Origin of the sequence: Nonomuraea gerenzanensis, from assembly GCF_020215645.1 — a bacterium.
In the GTDB taxonomy this organism is placed as follows: Bacteria; Actinomycetota; Actinomycetes; order Streptosporangiales; family Streptosporangiaceae; genus Nonomuraea; species Nonomuraea gerenzanensis.
Genome location: NZ_CP084058.1, coordinates 7,816,449 through 7,835,248 on the forward strand (window position 1 = coordinate 7,816,449; position 18,800 = coordinate 7,835,248).

17 protein-coding genes are annotated in these 18,800 nt (G+C 70.6%); 3 read left to right on the forward strand and 14 right to left on the reverse strand.

Annotated features, from left to right (window positions below):
• Nucleotides 1–111: 111 nt before the first annotated feature.
• Entirely contained in the window at nt 112–1,137 is a 1,026-nt protein-coding gene (locus LCN96_RS36180) for a GNAT family N-acetyltransferase (protein WP_225266919.1), read from the reverse strand.
• A 107-nt stretch (nt 1,138–1,244) separates the two neighbouring features.
• Here LCN96_RS36180 and LCN96_RS36185 point away from each other — a divergent pair, with 107 nt between their 5' ends.
• Nucleotides 1,245–2,621, forward strand: a complete 1,377-nt coding sequence (locus tag LCN96_RS36185; protein WP_225266920.1) for an NAD(P)/FAD-dependent oxidoreductase — start codon at nt 1,245–1,247, stop codon at nt 2,619–2,621.
• Nucleotides 2,622–2,636: 15 nt separating this feature from the next.
• The gene (locus LCN96_RS36190) at nt 2,637–4,238 is read left to right on the forward strand and encodes an amidohydrolase (RefSeq protein ID WP_225266921.1); all 1,602 of its coding nucleotides are present in this window, start codon (nt 2,637–2,639) and stop codon (nt 4,236–4,238) included.
• Between the two features lie 125 nt (nt 4,239–4,363).
• Here LCN96_RS36190 and LCN96_RS36195 read toward each other — a convergent pair whose 3' ends face one another.
• The 5 genes from LCN96_RS36195 to gap all read right to left on the reverse strand — a co-directional run bounded on the left by LCN96_RS36195 (nt 4,364) and on the right by gap (nt 8,113).
• Complete coding sequence (locus tag LCN96_RS36195) at nt 4,364–4,708, reverse strand: RNA polymerase-binding protein RbpA (protein ID WP_185103360.1); 345 nt, start codon at nt 4,706–4,708, stop codon at nt 4,364–4,366.
• 73 nt (nt 4,709–4,781) lie between these two features.
• Nucleotides 4,782–5,012 carry a preprotein translocase subunit SecG gene (secG, locus tag LCN96_RS36200; protein WP_080037067.1) on the reverse strand — a complete coding sequence of 77 codons (231 nt, stop codon included), beginning with the start codon at nt 5,010–5,012 and terminating at the stop codon, nt 4,782–4,784.
• Nucleotides 5,013–5,111: 99 nt separating this feature from the next.
• Complete coding sequence (gene tpiA / locus LCN96_RS36205; RefSeq protein WP_225266922.1) at nt 5,112–5,894, reverse strand: triose-phosphate isomerase; 783 nt, start codon at nt 5,892–5,894, stop codon at nt 5,112–5,114.
• On the reverse strand, nt 5,895–7,082 hold the full coding sequence (locus tag LCN96_RS36210; RefSeq protein ID WP_311132005.1) for a phosphoglycerate kinase: 1,188 nt from the start codon (nt 7,080–7,082) through the stop codon (nt 5,895–5,897).
• Nucleotides 7,083–7,108: 26 nt separating this feature from the next.
• Nucleotides 7,109–8,113: a type I glyceraldehyde-3-phosphate dehydrogenase gene (gap, locus tag LCN96_RS36215; RefSeq protein ID WP_225266924.1), complete on the reverse strand. Its 1,005-nt coding sequence runs from the start codon at nt 8,111–8,113 to the stop codon at nt 7,109–7,111.
• 184 nt (nt 8,114–8,297) lie between these two features.
• On the opposite strand from gap, the gene LCN96_RS36220 reads away from it, so the two are divergent.
• Complete coding sequence (locus LCN96_RS36220; RefSeq protein ID WP_225266925.1) at nt 8,298–8,939, forward strand: hypothetical protein; 642 nt, start codon at nt 8,298–8,300, stop codon at nt 8,937–8,939.
• A 154-nt stretch (nt 8,940–9,093) separates the two neighbouring features.
• Here the strand turns inward: LCN96_RS36220 and whiA are convergent, their stop codons facing one another.
• The 8 genes from whiA to uvrA form a co-directional block, all read right to left on the reverse strand.
• Nucleotides 9,094–10,074 (reverse strand): DNA-binding protein WhiA, encoded by a 981-nt coding sequence (gene whiA / locus LCN96_RS36225; RefSeq protein WP_225266926.1) that lies wholly within the window; start codon nt 10,072–10,074, stop codon nt 9,094–9,096.
• Nucleotides 10,075–10,145: 71 nt separating this feature from the next.
• The gene (locus LCN96_RS36230; RefSeq protein WP_225276136.1) at nt 10,146–11,063 is read right to left on the reverse strand and encodes a gluconeogenesis factor YvcK family protein; all 918 of its coding nucleotides are present in this window, start codon (nt 11,061–11,063) and stop codon (nt 10,146–10,148) included.
• 221 nt (nt 11,064–11,284) lie between these two features.
• Nucleotides 11,285–12,151, reverse strand: a complete 867-nt coding sequence (gene rapZ / locus LCN96_RS36235) for an RNase adapter RapZ (RefSeq protein WP_225266927.1) — start codon at nt 12,149–12,151, stop codon at nt 11,285–11,287.
• Between the two features lie 46 nt (nt 12,152–12,197).
• Nucleotides 12,198–14,102 (reverse strand): excinuclease ABC subunit UvrC, encoded by a 1,905-nt coding sequence (gene uvrC / locus LCN96_RS36240; RefSeq protein ID WP_404823988.1) that lies wholly within the window; start codon nt 14,100–14,102, stop codon nt 12,198–12,200.
• Between the two features lie 101 nt (nt 14,103–14,203).
• The gene (locus LCN96_RS36245; protein WP_225266929.1) at nt 14,204–14,671 is read right to left on the reverse strand and encodes a Rieske (2Fe-2S) protein; all 468 of its coding nucleotides are present in this window, start codon (nt 14,669–14,671) and stop codon (nt 14,204–14,206) included.
• A 46-nt stretch (nt 14,672–14,717) separates the two neighbouring features.
• Nucleotides 14,718–15,200 (reverse strand): Rieske (2Fe-2S) protein, encoded by a 483-nt coding sequence (locus tag LCN96_RS36250; protein ID WP_318528326.1) that lies wholly within the window; start codon nt 15,198–15,200, stop codon nt 14,718–14,720.
• 76 nt (nt 15,201–15,276) lie between these two features.
• Nucleotides 15,277–15,681, reverse strand: a complete 405-nt coding sequence (locus LCN96_RS36255; protein WP_225266930.1) for a Rieske (2Fe-2S) protein — start codon at nt 15,679–15,681, stop codon at nt 15,277–15,279.
• A gap of 216 nt (nt 15,682–15,897) precedes the next feature.
• Entirely contained in the window at nt 15,898–18,738 is a 2,841-nt protein-coding gene (gene uvrA / locus LCN96_RS36260; protein ID WP_225266931.1) for an excinuclease ABC subunit UvrA, read from the reverse strand.
• Between the last annotated feature and the right edge of the window lie 62 nt (nt 18,739–18,800).

Consider the following 18,800-nt stretch of genomic DNA (forward strand, 5'->3'; position numbering starts at 1 on the left):
AGCCTTGAGCGCATCGAGCGGCACCTGGGCATCGAGCGGCAGGACCCGCCCCGCAAGACCGGCCAGGGCCAGGGCCAGGGCCAGGGTGAGGGCGAGGGCGAGGACGAGGCCCTAGGCTGACACCATCGTGCCGACCGGCAGCCTGGCCTCGATCACGCCCGGGTCCTCGCTGTAGCCGAGCGTGGCGCCCAGCGCGAGCAGCAGCCGGCGCATGCGCGCGTTGTCACTCAGCATGGTGGCCCTGACCTCGGCGTACCCGAGGTCGCGGGCCGCCCGCACCAGCATCCTGGCCATTGCCGTGCCCAGACCGCGCCCCTGCCAGCGGTCCTCGACCAGGAAGGCCATCTCGGCGGTGCCGGGGTCGTTGGTGAACATCAGGTTGGCCATGCCGACGACCTGCCCGTCGTGCCCGGCGACCAGCGAGCATCCCCTGTTCCTGTCGCAGAGCTTGTCGAACGTGCGCGGCGGCAGCGCCGGCATCGAGGTGAAGTAGCGGAACCTGCGCGACTCAGGCGAGCACCTGTCGTGCAGGTCGCGCACGGCCTCGCGGTAGATCGAGGTGAGCGGGCGGACGGTGACCTCGGCCCCGTCGGCGAGCTTGACCGCCCGGTCCGCGGTGCCGCTCTGCTCGGCCGCGGGCTGGGCGAGCCGGGCGAAGGAGGCGGCCCTGGCCGCCTCGGTCAGCGTGAACGGCAGCTCTGCGCGGCGCAGCCGGACCGCCCTGCGCGGCGCGACCGGCACGACGAGCTGGGTGGGGTCGGGAAGATCACTCACGGCCTCACCATAGACCCAGCGCGCGTCGTCCGCGCGCAGCAGCTCGGCGAGCAGCTCGGGCAGCCGCCAGGGCATCGTGCGCAGCCTGGAGGCCAGCAGCAGCGCCCTGGTGGGCTCGTCGGTCAGCTCGTGGGCGGTGGCGGGCACCACCGTGACGTTGCGGCCCCCGGCTGCTTCGAGGGCCTCGCGCACGGTCTCGGGGTGGGCCGGGATGTCGGCGACGAACTCGTCGACGGTGCCGTCGGTGTCGGACTGTACGCTCAGGCCGAGGATGTTCCCGCCCCTGTGGGCCAGGGCCGCTGCCAGGGAGGCCAGCCGGCCGGGTCGCTCGTCCACCGTCGTGCGGATGCGCAAGAATCCCATGCACCGAGCATGCCCGACGGCTGTTACGCGGCCGCTAACGACGTGTTTCATTGCGTATTTCGTCGCAAGATGCGCCGACTTATCCGGATATAGGAGGATATGTCGCCATGAGCGTGCGTGTTCCTTTGTCGTCCGAGTACGTGAACGGCGACGTGTCCTTCTGGTACCGGTCCGCCGGACTGCCCGCCCCCGGCCCCAGGCTCGACGGCGACCTCCAGGCCGACGTGGCCATCGTCGGCGCCGGCTACACGGGCCTGTGGACCGCGTACTACCTCAAGCGCGCCCGCCCGTCCATGAACGTGGTGCTGCTGGAGCAGGAGTTCGCCGGGTTCGGCGCGTCGGGGCGCAACGGCGGCTGGCTGACCGGCGACCTGGCGGGCTCGCACGAGCGCTACGGCGCGGGCGCCAGGCGGCTGCAGCGCGAGATGTACGCCTCGATCGACGAGGTGATCCAGGTCTGCCGGACGGAGTCCATCGACTGCGACCTGGTCAAGGGCGGCGTGCTGAACGTGGCACGCACCCCGGCCCAGGCCGCCCGGCTGCGCCAGAGCGTGTCCTCCGCCCGCGCCTGGGGCATCGAGGAGGCCGATCTGCGCCTGGTGGACCCCGCGGACCACGTACGCGTCGCCGGAGCCCTGGAGGGCTTCTGGAGCCCCCACTGCGCGCGCATCCAGCCGGCGAAGCTGGCCCAGGGGCTGGCCAGGGCCGTACGCGAACTGGGCGTGCCCATCTACGAGCGCACCCCGGTGACCGAGATCTCCCCGCACCGCGCCGTCACCCCGTACGGCACGGTCTCGGCCGGCCACGTGATCCGGGCGACGGAGGGCTTCACGGCCCGCCTGCCGAGCCTGCGCCGCCAGTGGCTGCCGATGAACAGCTCCATGATCGTCACCGAGCCCCTCCCCGCGTCGTTCTGGGACGAGGTCGGCTGGCAGGGCGCCGAGCTGCTCGGCGACATGGCGCACTACTACATGTACGCCCAGCGCACCGCCGACGACCGCATCGCCTTCGGCGGGCGCGGCCGGCCCTACCTGTACGGCTCGCGCGTGGACGCCCGCGGCCACACCCACGAGTGGACGGTCGAGGCCCTGTGGCGGCTGCTGACCGAGTTCTTCCCCGCTGCGCGCTCCTCCTCGATCGCGCACGCCTGGTCCGGCGTGCTCGGCGTGCCGCGCGACTGGTGCTCCACCGTGCACGTGGACCGGGCCACGGGCCTCGGCTGGGCGGGCGGCTACACCGGACACGGCGTGACCACCACCAATCTGGCCGGCCGCACGCTACGTGACCTGATACTGGGCGAGGAGACGGAGCTGACGTCGCTGCCGTGGGTGGGCCGCCGGGTGCGCTCCTGGGAGCCGGAGCCGCTGCGGTGGCTGGGCGTGCACACGATGTACCGCCTGTACCGGGTGGCCGACCACCGGGAGCGGACGATGCCGCGCACCTCGGTGCTGGCCCGCTTCGCCGACCTGATCACCGGACACTAGAAAGGGACACCCCCCATGGACATCCTCTTCCGAGGCGGGCGCGTCTTCACCCCGCAGGGCGTGGCGGCGACGGCCGTGCTGGTGCGCGACGGCGTCATCGCCGCCGTCGGCCCGGAGCGGGAGCTGGCGCGGCAGCCGCACGAGACGGTGGATCTGGACGGCGCTCTGCTGACGCCCGGTTTCACCGACGCGCACCTGCATCCGGTTCAGGCCGGGCTCGAACGCGCCAAGTGCGATTTGTCAGAGATATTCGGACTTGACGCTTACCTGGAAAAGATCGCCGACTATGCCGCAAACAATCTTGATAAAGAGTGGATCGACGGCGGCGGCTGGGACATGTCAGCATTCCCGGGTGGCCTTCCGCATCGCGAACAGATCGACTTCCTCGACCGTCCCGTCTATCTGATCCAGCGCGACCACCACGCCGCCTGGGTCAACACCGCCGCTCTCGCCAGGGCCGGCATCACCCGCGACACCCCCGACCCGGCCGACGGCCGCATCGAGCGCGACGCCGCGGGCGAGCCCACCGGGGTCCTGCACGAGGGCGCCATGGACCTCGTCGGCCTGCTGACCCCCCGCCCGACCGCCCAGGACCTCCAGGACGCGCTGGCGGACGCGGAGCGGCACCTGTTCTCGCTGGGCATCACGGGCTGGCAGGACGCCATCGTGGGCTCCTACGCGGGCTCCGACGACCAGCTCCCCACCTACGTGGAGGCGGCCCGCTCCGGGCGGCTGCGGGCCCGCGTGGTGGGCGCGCTGTGGTGGGACCGCACGCGCGGCGCCGAGCAGGTCGAGGACCTGCTGGCCCGCCGGGCCTCCGCCGAGGGGCTCACCCGGTTCCGCGCCGGCTCGGTCAAGATCATGCAGGACGGCATCACGGAGAACTTCACGGCCGCGACGCTGGAGCCGTACTGCCTGTGCGGCGGCACCGGGCTGTCGTACGTGGACCCGGCCAAGCTCAAGGAGTACGTCGCCGAGCTGGACCGGCACGGCTTCCAGGTGCACTTCCACGCCATCGGCGAGCGCGCGGTGCGCGAGGCGCTCGACAGCTTCGAGGGCACGGACCCGGCCAACCGGCACCACATCGCCCACCTGCAGATCATCGAGCCGTCCGACGTGCCGCGCTTCGCCGCGCTCGGCGTCACGGCCAACCTGCAGCCGCTGTGGGCCACGCACCACGCCCAGATGGACGAGCTGACGCTGCCCTACCTCGGCGAGCCGCGCTCGTCATGGCAGTACCCGTTCGCCGACCTGCTGGCGCACGGCACCCGGTTCTGCGCGGGCAGCGACTGGCCCGTCTCGAACGCCGACCCGCTGCAGGGCATGCACGTGGCCGTCAACCGCACCGAGCCGGGCGGCTCGGTGCACGCCGGCTACCCGACCGCGCAGACGCCGTTCCTGCCCGGCCAGCGCATCGACCTGGCCACCGCGATGACCGCGTACACGGCGGGGTCGGCCTGGATCAACCGCTCACCCGCCGGCATCATCGAGCCGGGCCGCCCGGCCGACCTGGTGGTGCTCGACCGCGACCCGTTCGAGCTGCCGCCGGCCGAGATCTGGACCACGCGGGTGCGGATGACGTTCGTGGACGGCGAGCCCGTCTTCGAGCGGCGCTGAGCACCCGCCGGCGCACCGCGGGGACCTGGCGCGCGCACTGCGGGGACCGGGCGCGCGCACCGGGCGGGCCGGACACCACGAAGGGCCCCGGAAGTGACTTCCGGGGCCCTTCGTGATCGCCTGTACTACCAGGGGGACTTGTTGTTGCGCAGGCGCTCCAGTGCCTCCTCGAGGATCGCCTTGCCGTCCTTGTCGCTCCTGCGCTCCTTCACGTAAGCCAGGTGCGTCTTGTACGGCTCGTTCTTCGGCGGGGCAGGCGGCGCCGACTCGTCCTGTCCGGCAGGGAGGCCGCAACGGGGACAGTCCCACGTCTCGGGGACCGCCGCGTCACTGGCGAAACTGGGGCGCGTCTCGTGCATGTTGGCGCACCAGAACGAGACCCGCACTCTCGGAGCCGCCTCGCCGCGCTCGGCCTCCCCCATCGGGCCGGCGCCGACTCGGCTGCCACGGATCGCGTTGCCACTACCCACGGATGAACTCCTCGCTCGATCGCCCCGCGTACAGACACGGGGGGAGAATCACTGTCACGCGTTGACTTGTTGCTCAGGGCCTCATGAGCAGGCCGAGAGCGATGATGCAGACGAACCAGATCGTGCCCGTGATCACGGTCAGCCGGTCGAGGTTGCGCTCCACCACCGAGGAACCACCGAAGTTCGACGAGAAACCGCCGCCGAACATGTCAGACAGGCCACCACCCTTGCCCTTGTGGAGCAGGACGAGCAGGATCATGAGAAGGCTCGCCAGGATGAGGGCGATGGAGATTCCGATTTCCACGGTATGCCTGTTCCTTCAATGCTCTGTTACGCGTGACGATTCAGACTTGCCTCTTGAGGGTACGACCTGATGTCAAGTCGCACCCCCGGAACGGCTCAGTTAGCCGGGCATATCGGAGAATCGACAGATCTTCGCGAACTCATCGGCGTCGATGCTGGCGCCTCCCACGAGGGCGCCATCGACATCCGGCTGAGCCATGATCCCCTTGATATTGCCTGACTTGACCGAGCCACCGTAAAGGATACGGACCCCAGAGGCCACTTCGGCGTCGTAGAGCTCAGCGAGTCTCACCCGCAACGCTCCACACGCCTCCTGGGCGTCCTCCGGGGTGGCCACCTCGCCGGTGCCGATCGCCCACACCGGCTCGTAGGCCACCACTATCGATTTTGCCTGCTCGGCGCTGATTTTGCGCAGCGCGCCGTCGAGTTGGGCGAGACAGTGCGCGATGTGGCCCCCCGCTTGACGCACCGCGAGCTGCTCGCCCACGCACAGGATGGGCGCCAGCGAGTGCCGGTAGGCGGCCTGCACCTTGGCGTTGATCAGGTCCTCGTCCTCGCCGTGGTACTGCCGGCGCTCGGAGTGCCCGATCGTCACGTACGTGCAGCCCAGCTTGGCCAGCATGGCGCCCGACACCTCACCGGTGTAGGCGCCGGCGTCGTGCTGGGACAGGTCCTGGGCGCCGTAGACGATCCTGAGCTTGTCGCCGTCGACCAGGGTCTGGACGCTGCGCAGGTCGGTGAAGGGCGGCAGGACGGCGACCTCGACCTTGTCGAAGTCCTTGTCGTTGAGCGCGAAGGCCAGCTTCTGGACCAGCTTGATGGCCTCGAAGTGGTTGAGGTTCATCTTCCAGTTGCCGGCGATGAGCGGCTTGCGCTGGGTCAACTAGTCCTCCAGAGCCGCGAGTCCGGGAAGGGTCTTGCCCTCAAGGTATTCGAGACTGGCCCCGCCGCCGGTGGAGATGTGCGAGAACCCGTCCTCGGGCAGCCCGAGCTTGCGCACCGCCGCCGCCGAGTCGCCCCCGCCCACCACGGTGAAGGCCTCGGAGCCGATCAGCGCCTCGGCCACCGCCCTGGTGCCGCCGGAGAACGCGTCGAACTCGAACACGCCCATCGGCCCGTTCCAGAACACGGTGCGGGCGTCGGCCAGCTTGGCGGCGAACAGCTCGCGGGTCTTCGGCCCGATGTCCAGGCCCTCCCGGTCGGCCGGGATGGCGGTGGCCTCCACCACGTCGTGCTCGGCGTCGGCGGCGAAGGTGACCGCCGCCAGCACGTCCACGGGCAGCACGAGCTCCACCCCGCGCTGCCCGGCCTCCTCCAGGAAGCCGCGCACCTGGTCGAGCTGGTCCTCCTGGAGCAGGGACTTCCCGACCTCGTGGCCCTGCGCCTTGAGGAACGTGTACGCCATGCCGCCGCCGATCAGCAGCCGGTCGACCTTGGTCAGCAGGTTGGCGATGACGCCGAGCTTGTCGGAGACCTTGGCGCCGCCCAGCACGACCACGTAGGGCCGCTCGGTGTCCTCGGTCAGCTTCCGCAGCACCTCGACCTCGGCCACCACGAGCCCGCCCGCCGCGTGCGGCAGCAGCCCGGGCACGTCGTAGACGCTGGCGTGCTTGCGGTGCACCGCGCCGAAGCCGTCGCCGACGTACAGCTCGGCCAGCCCGGCCAGCTTCGCCGCGAACTCGCCCCGCACGGCGTCGTCCTTGGACTCCTCGCCCGGCTCGTAGCGGAGGTTCTCCAGCAGGGCCACCTGGCCGTCCTGGAGGGCCTCCACCGTGCTCCGGGCACTGTCGCCGACCACGTCGGTGGCGAAGGCCACGTCCTGGCCGAGCAGCTCGCCGAGGCGCGCCGCCACGGGCCGCAGCGAGTACTTCGGGTTGACCTGGCCCTTGGGCCTGCCCAGGTGGGCGCAGACGACGACCCGCGCGCCGCGCTCCACCAGGGTCTTGATGGTCGGCACCGACGCGCGGATGCGGCCGTCGTCGGTGATCGTCTCCCCGTCGAGGGGGACGTTGAGGTCGGCGCGCACGAGCACGCGCCGCCCCTTCACGTCGAGATCGTCGAGCGTGCGCATGCTCATGCTCCCGTTCAGCCGGACGCTCAGAGGCCGCGGCCCACGAGCTCGATCAGGTCGGCGAGCCGGTTGGAGTAGCCCCACTCGTTGTCGTACCAGCCGACGACCTTGACCTGGTTGCCGATCACCTTGGTGAGCCCGGCGTCGAAGATGCAGGACGCGGGGTCGGTCACGATGTCGGAGGAGACGATCTCGTCCTCGGTGTAGCTGAGGATGCCCTTGAGCGGGCCCTCGGCGGCGGCCTTGACCGCGGCGTTGACCTCCTCGACGGTGACGTCGCGGCTGACGTCGACGGTCAGGTCGGTGGCCGAGCCGGTGGGGATCGGCACACGCATGGCGAAGCCGTCGAGCTTGCCCTTCAGCTCGGGCAGCACCAGGCCGATGGCCTTGGCGGCGCCGGTGGAGGTGGGCACCACGTTGAGCGCGGCGGCGCGGGCGCGGCGCAGGTCCTTGTGCGGGCCGTCCTGGAGATTCTGGTCCTGCGTGTAGGCGTGGATGGTGGTCATCAGACCCTTCTCGATCGTGAAGGTGTCGTGGATGACCTTGGCCATCGGCGCCAGGCAGTTGGTGGTGCACGAGGCGTTGGAGATGATCGTGTGCTGGGCCGGGTCGTAGGCGCCGTCGTTGACGCCCATCACGATGGTGACGTCCTCGTTCTTGGCCGGCGCGGAGATGATGACCTTCTTCGCGCCGTTGTCGGCGTGCACCTTGGCCTTGGTCGCGTCGGTGAACAGGCCGGTGGACTCCACCACGATGTCCACGCCGAGGTCGCCCCAGGGCAGCTTGCCCGGGTCGCGCTCCGCGAAGGCCTTGATCGCCTTGCCGTCGACCGTGATCTCGTCGCTGGTGGCCTTCACCTCGTACGGCAGGCGGCCCAGGATGCTGTCGTACTTCAGCAGGTGCGCGAGCGTCGCGTTGTCGGTCAGGTCGTTGACCGCGACGATCTCGATGTCCTTGCCGCTGGCAGCGACGGCGCGCCAGAAGTTGCGACCGATGCGGCCGAAGCCGTTGACGCCTACGCGGATGCTCACGGGAACCGATCTCCTCGAACAGATGGCGGGCTGAAACCTCAACCACGAACCTTATCGGACCCAAATTGGTTTAGACCACTGCAGGTCCCACGGTGTGAATCACCGTTCTGGCGGCACGTTTTGCGAGGTTCGAGTAAAGTGCCCGACTCGTCGGAGTAAATTCGTGCATTCTCTGGGGGCTGAGATGTCACATAAGCGGTCCGGCCTACTCTCGGGGCTGATCGTGGGGCTGCTCGCCGCGCTCCTGTGCGCGGCGGGCCTGGGGGCGGCCATCCTGTTCCAGCAGCGCCTGCCCAGCGCCGTCATGTCGTTCGGCGGCGGGCTGCCCGTCTCGCTGGCGCTGTCGCTGCTGATCGCCGTCGTGGTGGCGCTCGCGATCGGCGCCGTCCGCCCGCGCAGCCTCACCCTGCTCCCCGTCGCCGCCCTGTACGCGGGCGGCGCCGTGGCGGCCGGCCAGGTGACGGGCAAGGCCGTCATGGACGGCGCCGCCCTGCGCACCCCCGGCCGCCCCTCCGTCGAGGTGGGGGACGTCACGCTGGAGAACTTCAACGCGGGCCTGGGGGACGCCCTGTCGTTGTACCGGGGCGCGCTGACGGAGACCTGGGCGGCCTGGCTGTGCATCGCCGTGGCGGCCCTGGCGGCCCTCGCCCTGGTCACCCTGCGCGTCGTCCGCGTCCGCCGCGCCCAGCGCGCCGAGGCGGCCACGCGGGCGGAGGCGGAGGCGGAGCAGGAGCCGGAGTACCGGGCTCCCTTCGAGCCCGCCCAGCAACCCGCCCCCAAGCCCTCAGCCGACCTCTTCACCCCCCGCGACCCGGCCAGGGACTGACCGCCCAGGCGGGCCGCCGACCCGATTCACCACGCCCACGGTCCACCGTGCGCGCGTCACGGCGCCCCGCCGCCTCCACCGGAGGAGCGTCCCCCTGGACAGGGCCCGGCCACGTGCGGCGGGTGGGCCCTCGTGGGCTTGCCGTAACGTCACATCATGGGGAGAGCATGTCGACGGTGAGATTCGCCTCGGTGTTGGGGATGCCCAGATCGGACGCCCGCTTGTCGGCCATCGCCAGCAGCCGCCGGATGCGCCCCGCGATGGCATCCTTGGTCAGCGGCGGGTCGGCGATCTGCCCCAGCTCCTCCAGCGACGCCTGCTTGTGCTCCACCCGCAGCCGCCCCGCCACCACGAGGTGGTCCGGCGCCTCGTCGCCGAGGATCTCCAGCGCCCGCTGCACCCGCGCGCCCGCCGCCACCGCCGCCCGCGCCGAGCGCCGCAGGTTGGCGTCGTCGAAGTTGGCCAGCCGGTTCGCGGTGGCGCGCACCTCGCGGCGCATCCGCCGCTCCTCCCAGGCCAGCACGCTGTCGTGTGCGCCGAGCCGGGTGAGCAGCGCGCTGATCGCGTCGCCGTCGCGCACCACGACCCGGTCCACGCCGCGCACCTCGCGCGCCTTGGCGTGGATCTTCAGCCGCCGCGCCGACCCCACCAGCGCCAGCGCCGCCTCGGGCCCTGGGCAGGTCACCTCCAGCGACATGGAGCGCCCCGGCTCCGTCAGCGAGCCGTGCGCCAGGAAGGCGCCGCGCCAGGCCGCCTCCGCGTCGCAGGAGGCTCCCGCCACCACCTGCCGGGGCAGGCCGCGCACCGGGCGGCCGTGGTTGTCGATCAGACCCGTCTGCCGGGCCAGCGCCTCACCGTCGCGGTAGACGCGCACCACGTAGCGCGAGCCCTTGCGCAGCCCGGCGGGCGCCAGCACGAGCACCTCCGCCTTGTGGCCGAACACCTCTCCGATGTCCTTGATCAGCCGCCGTGCGGTGGCGTTGGTGTCGAGCTCGGCCTCGATCACGATCCGCCCGCCCACCAGGTGCAGACCGCTCGCGAACCGCAACAACGTCGAGACCTCCGCCTTCCGGCAGCACGGCTTGAGCACCGGCAGACGGCTCAGCTCGTCTTTCACCACACCTGTCATCGCCATGCGTTAGTCCTCTCCCCCATTCAGACCGGCTCCTTCGAGTCTCTCGCACCTTCGCGCCACGCCGACCAGGATCAACGCTTCGAGAGGAAAATCTCGTCCAGGACGGAGGCAAGACGTCGTGGGTCATGCCTCGGCGAGCCGTCCGCGGCGGCGACGTCGGCCATGACGAGCCGGGCGCCGAGCGCGGCGGCGGCCTTCTCCAGCGCGTCGGGATCGTCCACGATCCCGGTGTCGGCGAGCACGACGTCGATCGACAGCTCGGGGGCGTGCTGCCGGAGCACCTCCAGATGCTGCTGGGGGGAGAAGTCGTCGGTCTCGCCCGCCTGCGGGGCGAGGTTGAGCGTGACGAGCCGCCTGGCCTTGGTCGCATGCAGCGCCCTGGCCAGCTCGGGCACCTTCAGGTGCGGCAGCACGCTGGTGAACCACGACCCGGGCCCGAACACGACCCAGTCGGCCTCCACCACCGCCGCGACCGCCTCCGGCCGCGCCGGCGGGTCCTCCGGCACCAGCGAGATGGCCTGCACCCGCCCGGGGGTCAGGGCGCACGCCACCTGCCCGCGTACGGTGGAGATGACGCCGTCGAGCTCCACCTCCGCCACGATGTCGAGCGGCACCGAGGCCATCGGCAGCACGCGGCCGTGCGCGCCCAGCAGCCGCCCGACCCAGTCGAGCCCGGCCACGGGGTCGCCGAGCAGCTCCCACAGCGCGACGATGAGCAGGTTGCCGACGGCGTGCCCGTGCAGCTCGCCCTCGCTGCGGAAGCGGTGCTGGACGACCTCGCTCCAGGTGCTGCCCCACTCGTCGTCGCCGCACAGCGCGGCCAGCGCCATGCGCAGGTCACCCGGCGGCAGGACGCCCAGCTCGCGCCGCAGGCGCCCGCTGGACCCGCCGTCGTCGGCGACGGTGACCACGGCGGTCAACCGGTCGGTGACCATCCGTAATGCCGAAAGGGACGCGTACAGCCCGTGCCCGCCACCCAGCGCCACCACGGATGGCCCGAACCCCGAATACCGCGGCTGCCCGTCACGCGCCTCCCCGGCCTCCGGCACCCCGGCCACTCCTGCCCGCGCCTCCGGCACGCCGGTCTTCCCGCCACGCGCCCGTACGGCTTCGGGCGCGTCACCTTGCTCACCGTGTCGGGCGGGACGCGGCGCAGCTTCCGGACGGCCCTCTACCGGATCCGGCAGAGCAGCTTCGACGCCTTCATCGGTCACTCCCGCCCCACATCCCGGTGGCTCACCTGGACCTCCATCCCGCGGTCACGCAGCCGGGCGGCCACCTGCTCGGCCATGGCCACGCTGCGGTGCTTGCCACCCGTGCAGCCGACCGCCAGCGTCGCGTAGCTCTTGCCCTCGCGCGTGTATCCGGCCGCGACCACCTCCAGGACCTCCTCGTACGCGTCGAGGAACTCCTTGGCACCCGGCTGCCCGAGCACGTAGTCGCTGACCGCGGGGTCGAGCCCGTTCATCGGCCGCAGCTCGGGCACCCAGTGCGGGTTGGGCAGGAACCGGCAGTCGACCACGAGGTCGGCGTCGACCGGCAGGCCGTACTTGAACCCGAAGGACACGACGTTGAGCCGCAGCCCCGGCCGGTCCTCGCCGCCGAAGTAGGCGACGATCTTGTTGCGCAGGTCGTGCACGTTGTGCGTGGAGGTGTCGATCACCAGGTCGGCGTTGGCCCGCACCTCGCGCAGGATCCCCCGCTCGCGGGCGATGCCGTCGACCAGCCGCCCCTCGCCCTGCAGGGGGTGCGGCCTGCGCACGTTCTCGAACCTGCGCACCAGCTCCTCGTCGCTGGCCTCCAGGAACACGACGCGCACGCGCACGCCGCGCCCTTCCAGCTCCTCGATGGCCGCGTTGAGGTCGGTGGTGAAGGCCAGGCTGCGCACGTCGACCACGGCCGCGACCTTGTCGGCGGCCAGCTTGACCTTGCCGGCCTCCTCCGCCATGGCGAACAGCAGCCCGGGCGGCAGGTTGTCGATGACGAACCAGCCCAGGTCTTCTAGGGCCTTGGCCGCGGTGCTGCGCCCCGCCCCGGACATGCCGGTGACGATGACGAACGCGGGCTCGGTGCTCATCGCCCCACCTCGTGGGCGCGGACGACACCCTGGCATCCTGGCGAGATCAAGGTGACTCTCCCTTCAGCGTCGACACGATGACCTCGGCGATGGACGGGCCGATGCCGGGAACCTCGCAGATTTCGGCGGCAGTGGCCTCGCGTAGCTTCTTCACGGAGCCGAAGTGCTTGAGCAGCGCCTGCCTGCGCGCCGGCCCGAGGCCGGGCACGCCGTCGAGCGCGCTCTCCTTCACCGTCTTGGACCTCTTGGAACGATGGTAGGTGATGGCGAACCTGTGTGCTTCGTCGCGGACCCGTTGCAACAGGTAGAGACCCTCACTTGAACGAGGCATGATCACCGGCTGGTCGTCGCCGGGCAGCCACACCTCCTCCAGCCGCTTGGCCAGCCCGCACACCGACACCTCGTCGATGCCGAGCTCGTCGAGCGCTCGCTGCGCCGCCGCCGCCTGCGGGCCCGCGCCGTCGACCACGACCAGGTTGGGCGGGTAGGCGAACTTGCGCGGCCGGCCCGTCTCGGGGTCGATCGGCCCGTGCCCGTCGTCGTCGTCGGCGGCCAGCTCTCCCGTGGCGGAGCGCTCCTCCAGGTAGCGGCGGAACCGGCGCATGATCACCTCGTGGATCGAGGCGACGTCGCCCTCCTTGGTCTTGACGGCGAAGCGCCGGTACTCGCTCTTGCGCGCCAGGCCGTCCTCGAAGACCACCATGGACGCCACCACATTCTCGCCCTGGAGGTGGGAGACGTCGTAGCACTCGATGCGCAGCGGCGCCTGGTCGAGGTCGAGCGCGTCGGCGATCTCCTGCAGCGCCTTGCTGCGGGTGGTCAGGTCGCTGGCGCGGCGGATCTTGTGCTGGGCGAGCGACTCCTTGGCGTTGCGCTCGACGGTCTCCATCAGCGAGCGCTTGTCGCCGCGCTGCGGCACCCGCACCTCGACCCGGGCGCGGCGCTGCTCGGTCAGCAGCTCGGCGACCGCCTCGCTGTCGGGCGGCAGCGCGGGCACCAGCACCTCGCGGGGCATGGCGTCGGGGCTGGCCTCGGCGTACATCTGCAGCAGGAACTGCTCGACCAGCTCGCCGGGCGAGCTCTCCTCGACCTTGTCGACCACCCAGCCGCGCTGCCCGCGGATGCGGCCGCCGCGCACGTAGAAGACCTGGACGGCGGCTTCGAGCGGGTCCTCGGCCAGCGCGATCACGTCGGCGTCGGTGCCCTCGCCGAGCACCACGGCCTGCTTCTCCAGCGCGCGCTGCAGCGCCTGGATGTCGTCGCGCAGCCGCGCCGCCCGTTCGTACTCCTGCTCGGCGGCGGCCTCGCGCATCTCCTTCTCCAGCCGCTTGATGAAGCGGCCGGTGTTGCCCGCCATGAAGTCGCAGAAGTCCTCGGCCAGCGCGCGGTGCTCGTCGGGCGTGACCCGGCCGACGCACGGCGCCGAGCACTTGTCGATGTAGCCGAGCAGGCACGGCCGGCCGATCTGCCCGGCTCGCTTGAACACCCCGCTGCTGCACGTGCGCACGGGGAAGACCCGCAGCAGCAGGTCGACGGTCTCGCGGATGGCCCAGGCGTGGGAGTACGGGCCGAAGTAGCGGGTGCCCTTGCGCTTGGCGCCGCGCATCACCTGCACCCGCGGGAAGTCGTCGCCCATGGTGACCGCGAGGTAGGGGTAGGACTTGTCGTCGCGGTACTTGACGTTGAAGCGGGGGTCGAACTCCTTGATCCAGGAGTATTCGAGCTGCAGCGCCTCGACCTCGGTGCCGACCACCGTCCAGTCGACGTCGGCGGCCGTGGTGAGCATGGTCTGGGTGCGCGGGTGCAGGGCGGAGAAGTCGGCGAAGTAGGAGTTGAGCCGCTGGCGCAGGCTCTTGGCCTTGCCGACGTAGATCACCCGGCCGTGCGCGTCCCTGAACCGATAGACCCCGGGGGACTCGGGGATGGAGCCCGGCTTGGGCCGGAAACTCAAGGTGCTACCCGTCGATCTCGCCACGCATGTCAGCCTAGTAGCCCTTACCGACAAGGTTGCCCGCCGTACGCCTCGCGCAGGTACGGCGGGCGCGACCCCGGTTAGGCCAGCATGATCTCGTCGTTCTCGACCTTGATCTGCTGAGCGGCCAGCGGCTTCTCCGCCGGCCCCGCCGTGACGGAGCCGTCGGTGATGGCGAACTTGCTGTTGTGACACGGGCACACGATCGCGTCGCCCTCGACGCTGCCGACCGGGCAGCCCTTGTGCGTGCAGAGCGCGCTGAACGCCTTGAACTCCCCGGCCGTGGGCTGCGTCACCACGACCTTCTGCTCCTTGAAGATCGTGCCGCCGCCGACGGGGATGTCGGCGGTCTTGGCCAGCGCGCCACCTGCCTGCGGTGCGCTGGACGCTGACGTGCTCGCGCCGGGCTGCGGCGCGCTCGATTCCGTAGCGGTTCCCGCCGTCGTCGCGGTGTCCGTACCGCCGCTGCACGCGGTGATCGCAAGCGCCAGGCCACCCGCTCCGACGCTTGCGAACACCGCCCTGCGGCTCTGAAGGTCATCTGCCATGCAGCTCACCCAAGCGAACCAAGGTGAGAAATTCATGAGACCTTTCTCAGGCGAGTCTGATCTTCTCGCCGTCGACCTCGATCTGCTTCTCCTCGAGGGGTTCGGTCGCGGGCCCGTTCGCCACGGAGCCGTCCGTGATGCTGAACGCGCTGCCGTGGCAGGGGCAGTTGATGGTGTCGGCGACCTCGTCGACCGTGCAGCCCTGGTGCGTGCAGACCGCGCTGAACGCCTTGTACTCCCCCGCCGTCGGCTGCGTCACCACGATCTTCTGGTTCTTGAAGACCTTCCCGCCGCCCTCGGGGATGTCACTGGTGTTCGCCAGCGCCTTCGGCTTGGCCTCGCTCTTCTTCTTCGGCGCCTCGGACGACGGCTCATCGGCGGCAGGTGGCTCGACGTCGGCTTCTGTCGTCGGCGAGCCGTAGCTGGCACAGGCCGTCAGAACCGCAGCCAGCCCAGCGCTGCCTGCGCCGAGCATCACCGTCCGGCGCGTCGTTTCCGTCATGGTGCGTCCTCCCAGATTGGCTTTCACTTCAGGTACGGCCAGCGCCCTGGCGCCGGTTCAGCGTGCCCGAGGCCAATCCCGGTGACTACGCACATTTACCCGTTCACGCGACCACGATCCCGTCGCCTTCGACCTTCACCACGAAGGACGCCAGCGGCGCGGTCGCGGGACCCTTGAGTGCCTTGCCACTGTCGGTGGCGAACTCGCTGCCGTGGCAGGCGCACCTGATCACGTTGTCCCTGGGCGTGGAGACCTGGCAGCCCTTGTGCGTGCACGCCGAGCTGAACGCCTTGAAGACGCCCTGCGTGGGCTGCGTCACCACGACCCGCAGGTCCTCGATCAGCTTGCCGCCGCCCACCGGCACGTCGGCGGTCTTCGCCAGGACCCTGCCCTTGAGGTTCGGCTTGGCCTCGGCGCCCCCGGATCCGCACGCGCTCAGCGCCAGCCCGCATGCGGCGACGCCGGTCGCGCCCAGCATCTCCCGACGTCCCAGCCCGGTTTCCGACATGGCTCCGCCCCCGATCGTGTGCTTCCTGTGTGCCCGCACCCCGTGTCGCCTTTGCCCCCCGGAGATGCGGCCGTTACCAGGGTATTGACGCACCCCCTTGGTCCGGTCAGCGGGTGGTGGGCCCGTGGCCGGCGTGCGGCCGCGCACTGCGGCCACGACTGCCCCGGCCGAACGCCCGCCCACCCGTACGCGACGGGCAGGCGGGCGGACACCCGCTCAGTGCGCGAGGATCTTGCGCAGGAAGCGCCCCGTGTGGCTCTCGTCCACCAGCGCGACCTCCTCCGGTGTCCCGCTGGCCACCAAGGTGCCACCCCGGGACCCGCCCTCGGGCCCCATGTCGATGATCCAGTCGGCGGTCTTGATCACATCGAGGTTGTGCTCGATGACGATCACCGTGTTCCCGCCGTCCACCAGCCGCCCGAGCACCCCGAGCAGCCGCCGGATGTCCTCGAAGTGCAGCCCGGTGGTGGGCTCGTCGAGGACGTAGATGGTCCGCCCGGTCTGCCGCCGCTGCAGCTCGGAGGCGAGCTTGACCCGCTGCGCCTCACCGCCGGACAGCGTGGTGGCCGGCTGCCCCAGCCGCACGTACCCCAGGCCGACGTCGTTGAGTGTCTGCAGGTGCCGCTTGATCGCGGGGATCGCGTCGAAGAAGCCCAGGGCCTCCTCGATCGGCATGTCGAGCACCTCTGCGATGGTCTTGCCCTTGTAGTGGACCTCCAGCGTCTCCCGGTTGTAGCGGGCGCCGTGGCAGACCTCGCAGGGGACGTAGACGTCCGGCAGGAAGTTCATCTCGATCTTGATGGTGCCGTCGCCCGCGCACGCCTCGCAGCGCCCGCCCTTGACGTTGAAGCTGAAGCGCCCGGGCTGGTAGCCGCGCACCTTCGCCTCCGTCGTGGCGGCGAACAGCTTGCGCACGTGGTCGAAGACCCCGGTGTAGGTGGCCGGGTTGGAGCGCGGCGTGCGCCCGATCGGCGACTGGTCCACGTGCACGACCTTGTCGACCTGGTCCATGCCGTTGATCCGCGAGTGCCGCCCCGGCACGGTGCGGGCGCCGTTGAGCTCCTTGGCCAGCGCGTTGTAGAGGATGTCGTTGACCAGCGTCGACTTCCCGGACCCCGACACCCCGGTGACGGCCGTGAACACGCCCAGCGGGAACTCGATGTCCACGCCCTGGAGGTTGTGCTCGCGCGCGCCCTTCACCGTGATCTGCCGCTTCTTGTCGCGCTTGCGGCGCTTGGCGGGGATCGGGATGCTCCTGCGGCCCGACAGGTACGCCCCCGTCATCGACTCCTCGCTGGCGAGGAGGTCCTGGACGGTGCCCGAGACCACGACCTGGCCGCCGTGCTCGCCCGCGCCGGGGCCGATGTCGACGACCCAGTCGGCCGCCGCGATCGTGTCCTCGTCGTGCTCGACGACGATGAGCGTGTTGCCCATGTCGCGCAGCCTGATGAGCGTGTCGAGCAGGCGCATGTTGTCGCGCTGGTGCAGGCCGATGGACGGCTCGTCCAGCACGTACAGGACGCCGACCAGGCCGGAGCCGATCTGCGTGGCCAGCCGGATGCGCTGGGCCTCGCCGCCCGCCAGGGTGGCGGCGGCGCGGTCCATGGTCAGATAGTCGAGGCCGACGTCGAGCAGGAAGCCCATGCGGGCGTTGATCTCCTTGACCACCCGCTCGGCGATCTGCATGTCGCGGTCGGACAGCTTGAGCGCGGCCAGGAACTTGGCGCACTCGCCGATCGACATGCCCGACACCTCGGCGATCGACTTGCCCGACACGGTCACCGCGAGGCTGACCGGCTTGAGCCTGGCCCCCTTGCAGGCCGGGCACGGGATCTCGCGCATGTAGCCTTCGAACCGCTCGCGCGCGGCGTCGCTCTCGGCCTCGGCGTGCCGGCGCTGCACCCACGGGATGACGCCGTCGTAGGTGGTGTAGTAGGAGCGCTGGCGGCCGAAGCGGTTGCTGTAGCGGACGTGCACCTGCTCGTCGTGGCCGTACAGCAGCGACTTCTGCGCCTTCTTCGGCAGCCGCTCCCACGGCGTCTCGAGCGTGAAGCCCATCGCGTGGCCCAGCGCCTCGATCAGCCGGGAGAAGTACTCGCTGGTGTGGCCGCCGGACCACGGGTGCAGCGCGCCCTCGCCGAGCTCGCGCTCGGGGTCGGGCACCACCAGGTCGGGGTCCACCTCCATCTTCGTGCCCAGGCCCGTGCACTCGGGGCAGGCGCCGAACGGCGAGTTGAAGGAGAACGAGCGCGGCTCCATCTCCTCGAACGACAGGTCGTCGTAAGGACAGTAGAGGTGCTCGGAGTAGAACCGCTCGCGGCCCGGGTCGTCCTCCGGCAGGTCGACGAACTCGAGCGTGATCGTGCCACCCGACAGCTGCAGCGCGGTCTCGACCGAGTCGGTGAGCCGGCGCCGCGCCGACTCCTTGACCGACAGGCGGTCGACGATGACCTCGATGTCGTGCTTCTCGTACTTCTTCAGCGTCGGCGGCTCCTCCAGCCGCACCACGGTGCCGTCGACCCGAGCCCGGGCGAAGCCCTTGGTCTGCAACTCGCGGAACAGCTCGAGATACTCGCCCTTGCGCTGCCTGATCACCGGCGCGAGCACCTGGAAGCGGGTGCCCTCCTCCAGCTCCATCACGCGGTCGACGATCTGCTGCGGCGTCTGCCGGGCGATCGGCCGCTCGCACACCGGGCAGTGCGGCTTTCCGATGCGCGCCCACAGCAGCCGCAGGTAGTCGTAGACCTCGGTGATGGTGCCGACGGTCGAGCGGGGGTTCTTGCTGGTGGCCTTCTGGTCGATGGAGACGGCGGGCGACAGGCCCTCGATGAAGTCGACGTCGGGCTTGTCCATCTGCCCGAGGAACTGGCGGGCGTACGCCGACAGGGATTCGACGTAGCGCCGCTGGCCCTCAGCGAAGATCGTGTCGAAGGCCAGGCTCGACTTGCCCGAGCCGGACAGGCCGGTGAAGACGATCAGCGAGTCTCGCGGCAGGTCGAGCGAGACGTCCTTGAGGTTGTGTTCTCGTGCACCACGCACGATGAGGCGGTCTGCCACGGCGATCCCGGAAGTCGAAAGGCGGATAGGTCCACGGGGGATGGTAGACGGCGGCTCCGACA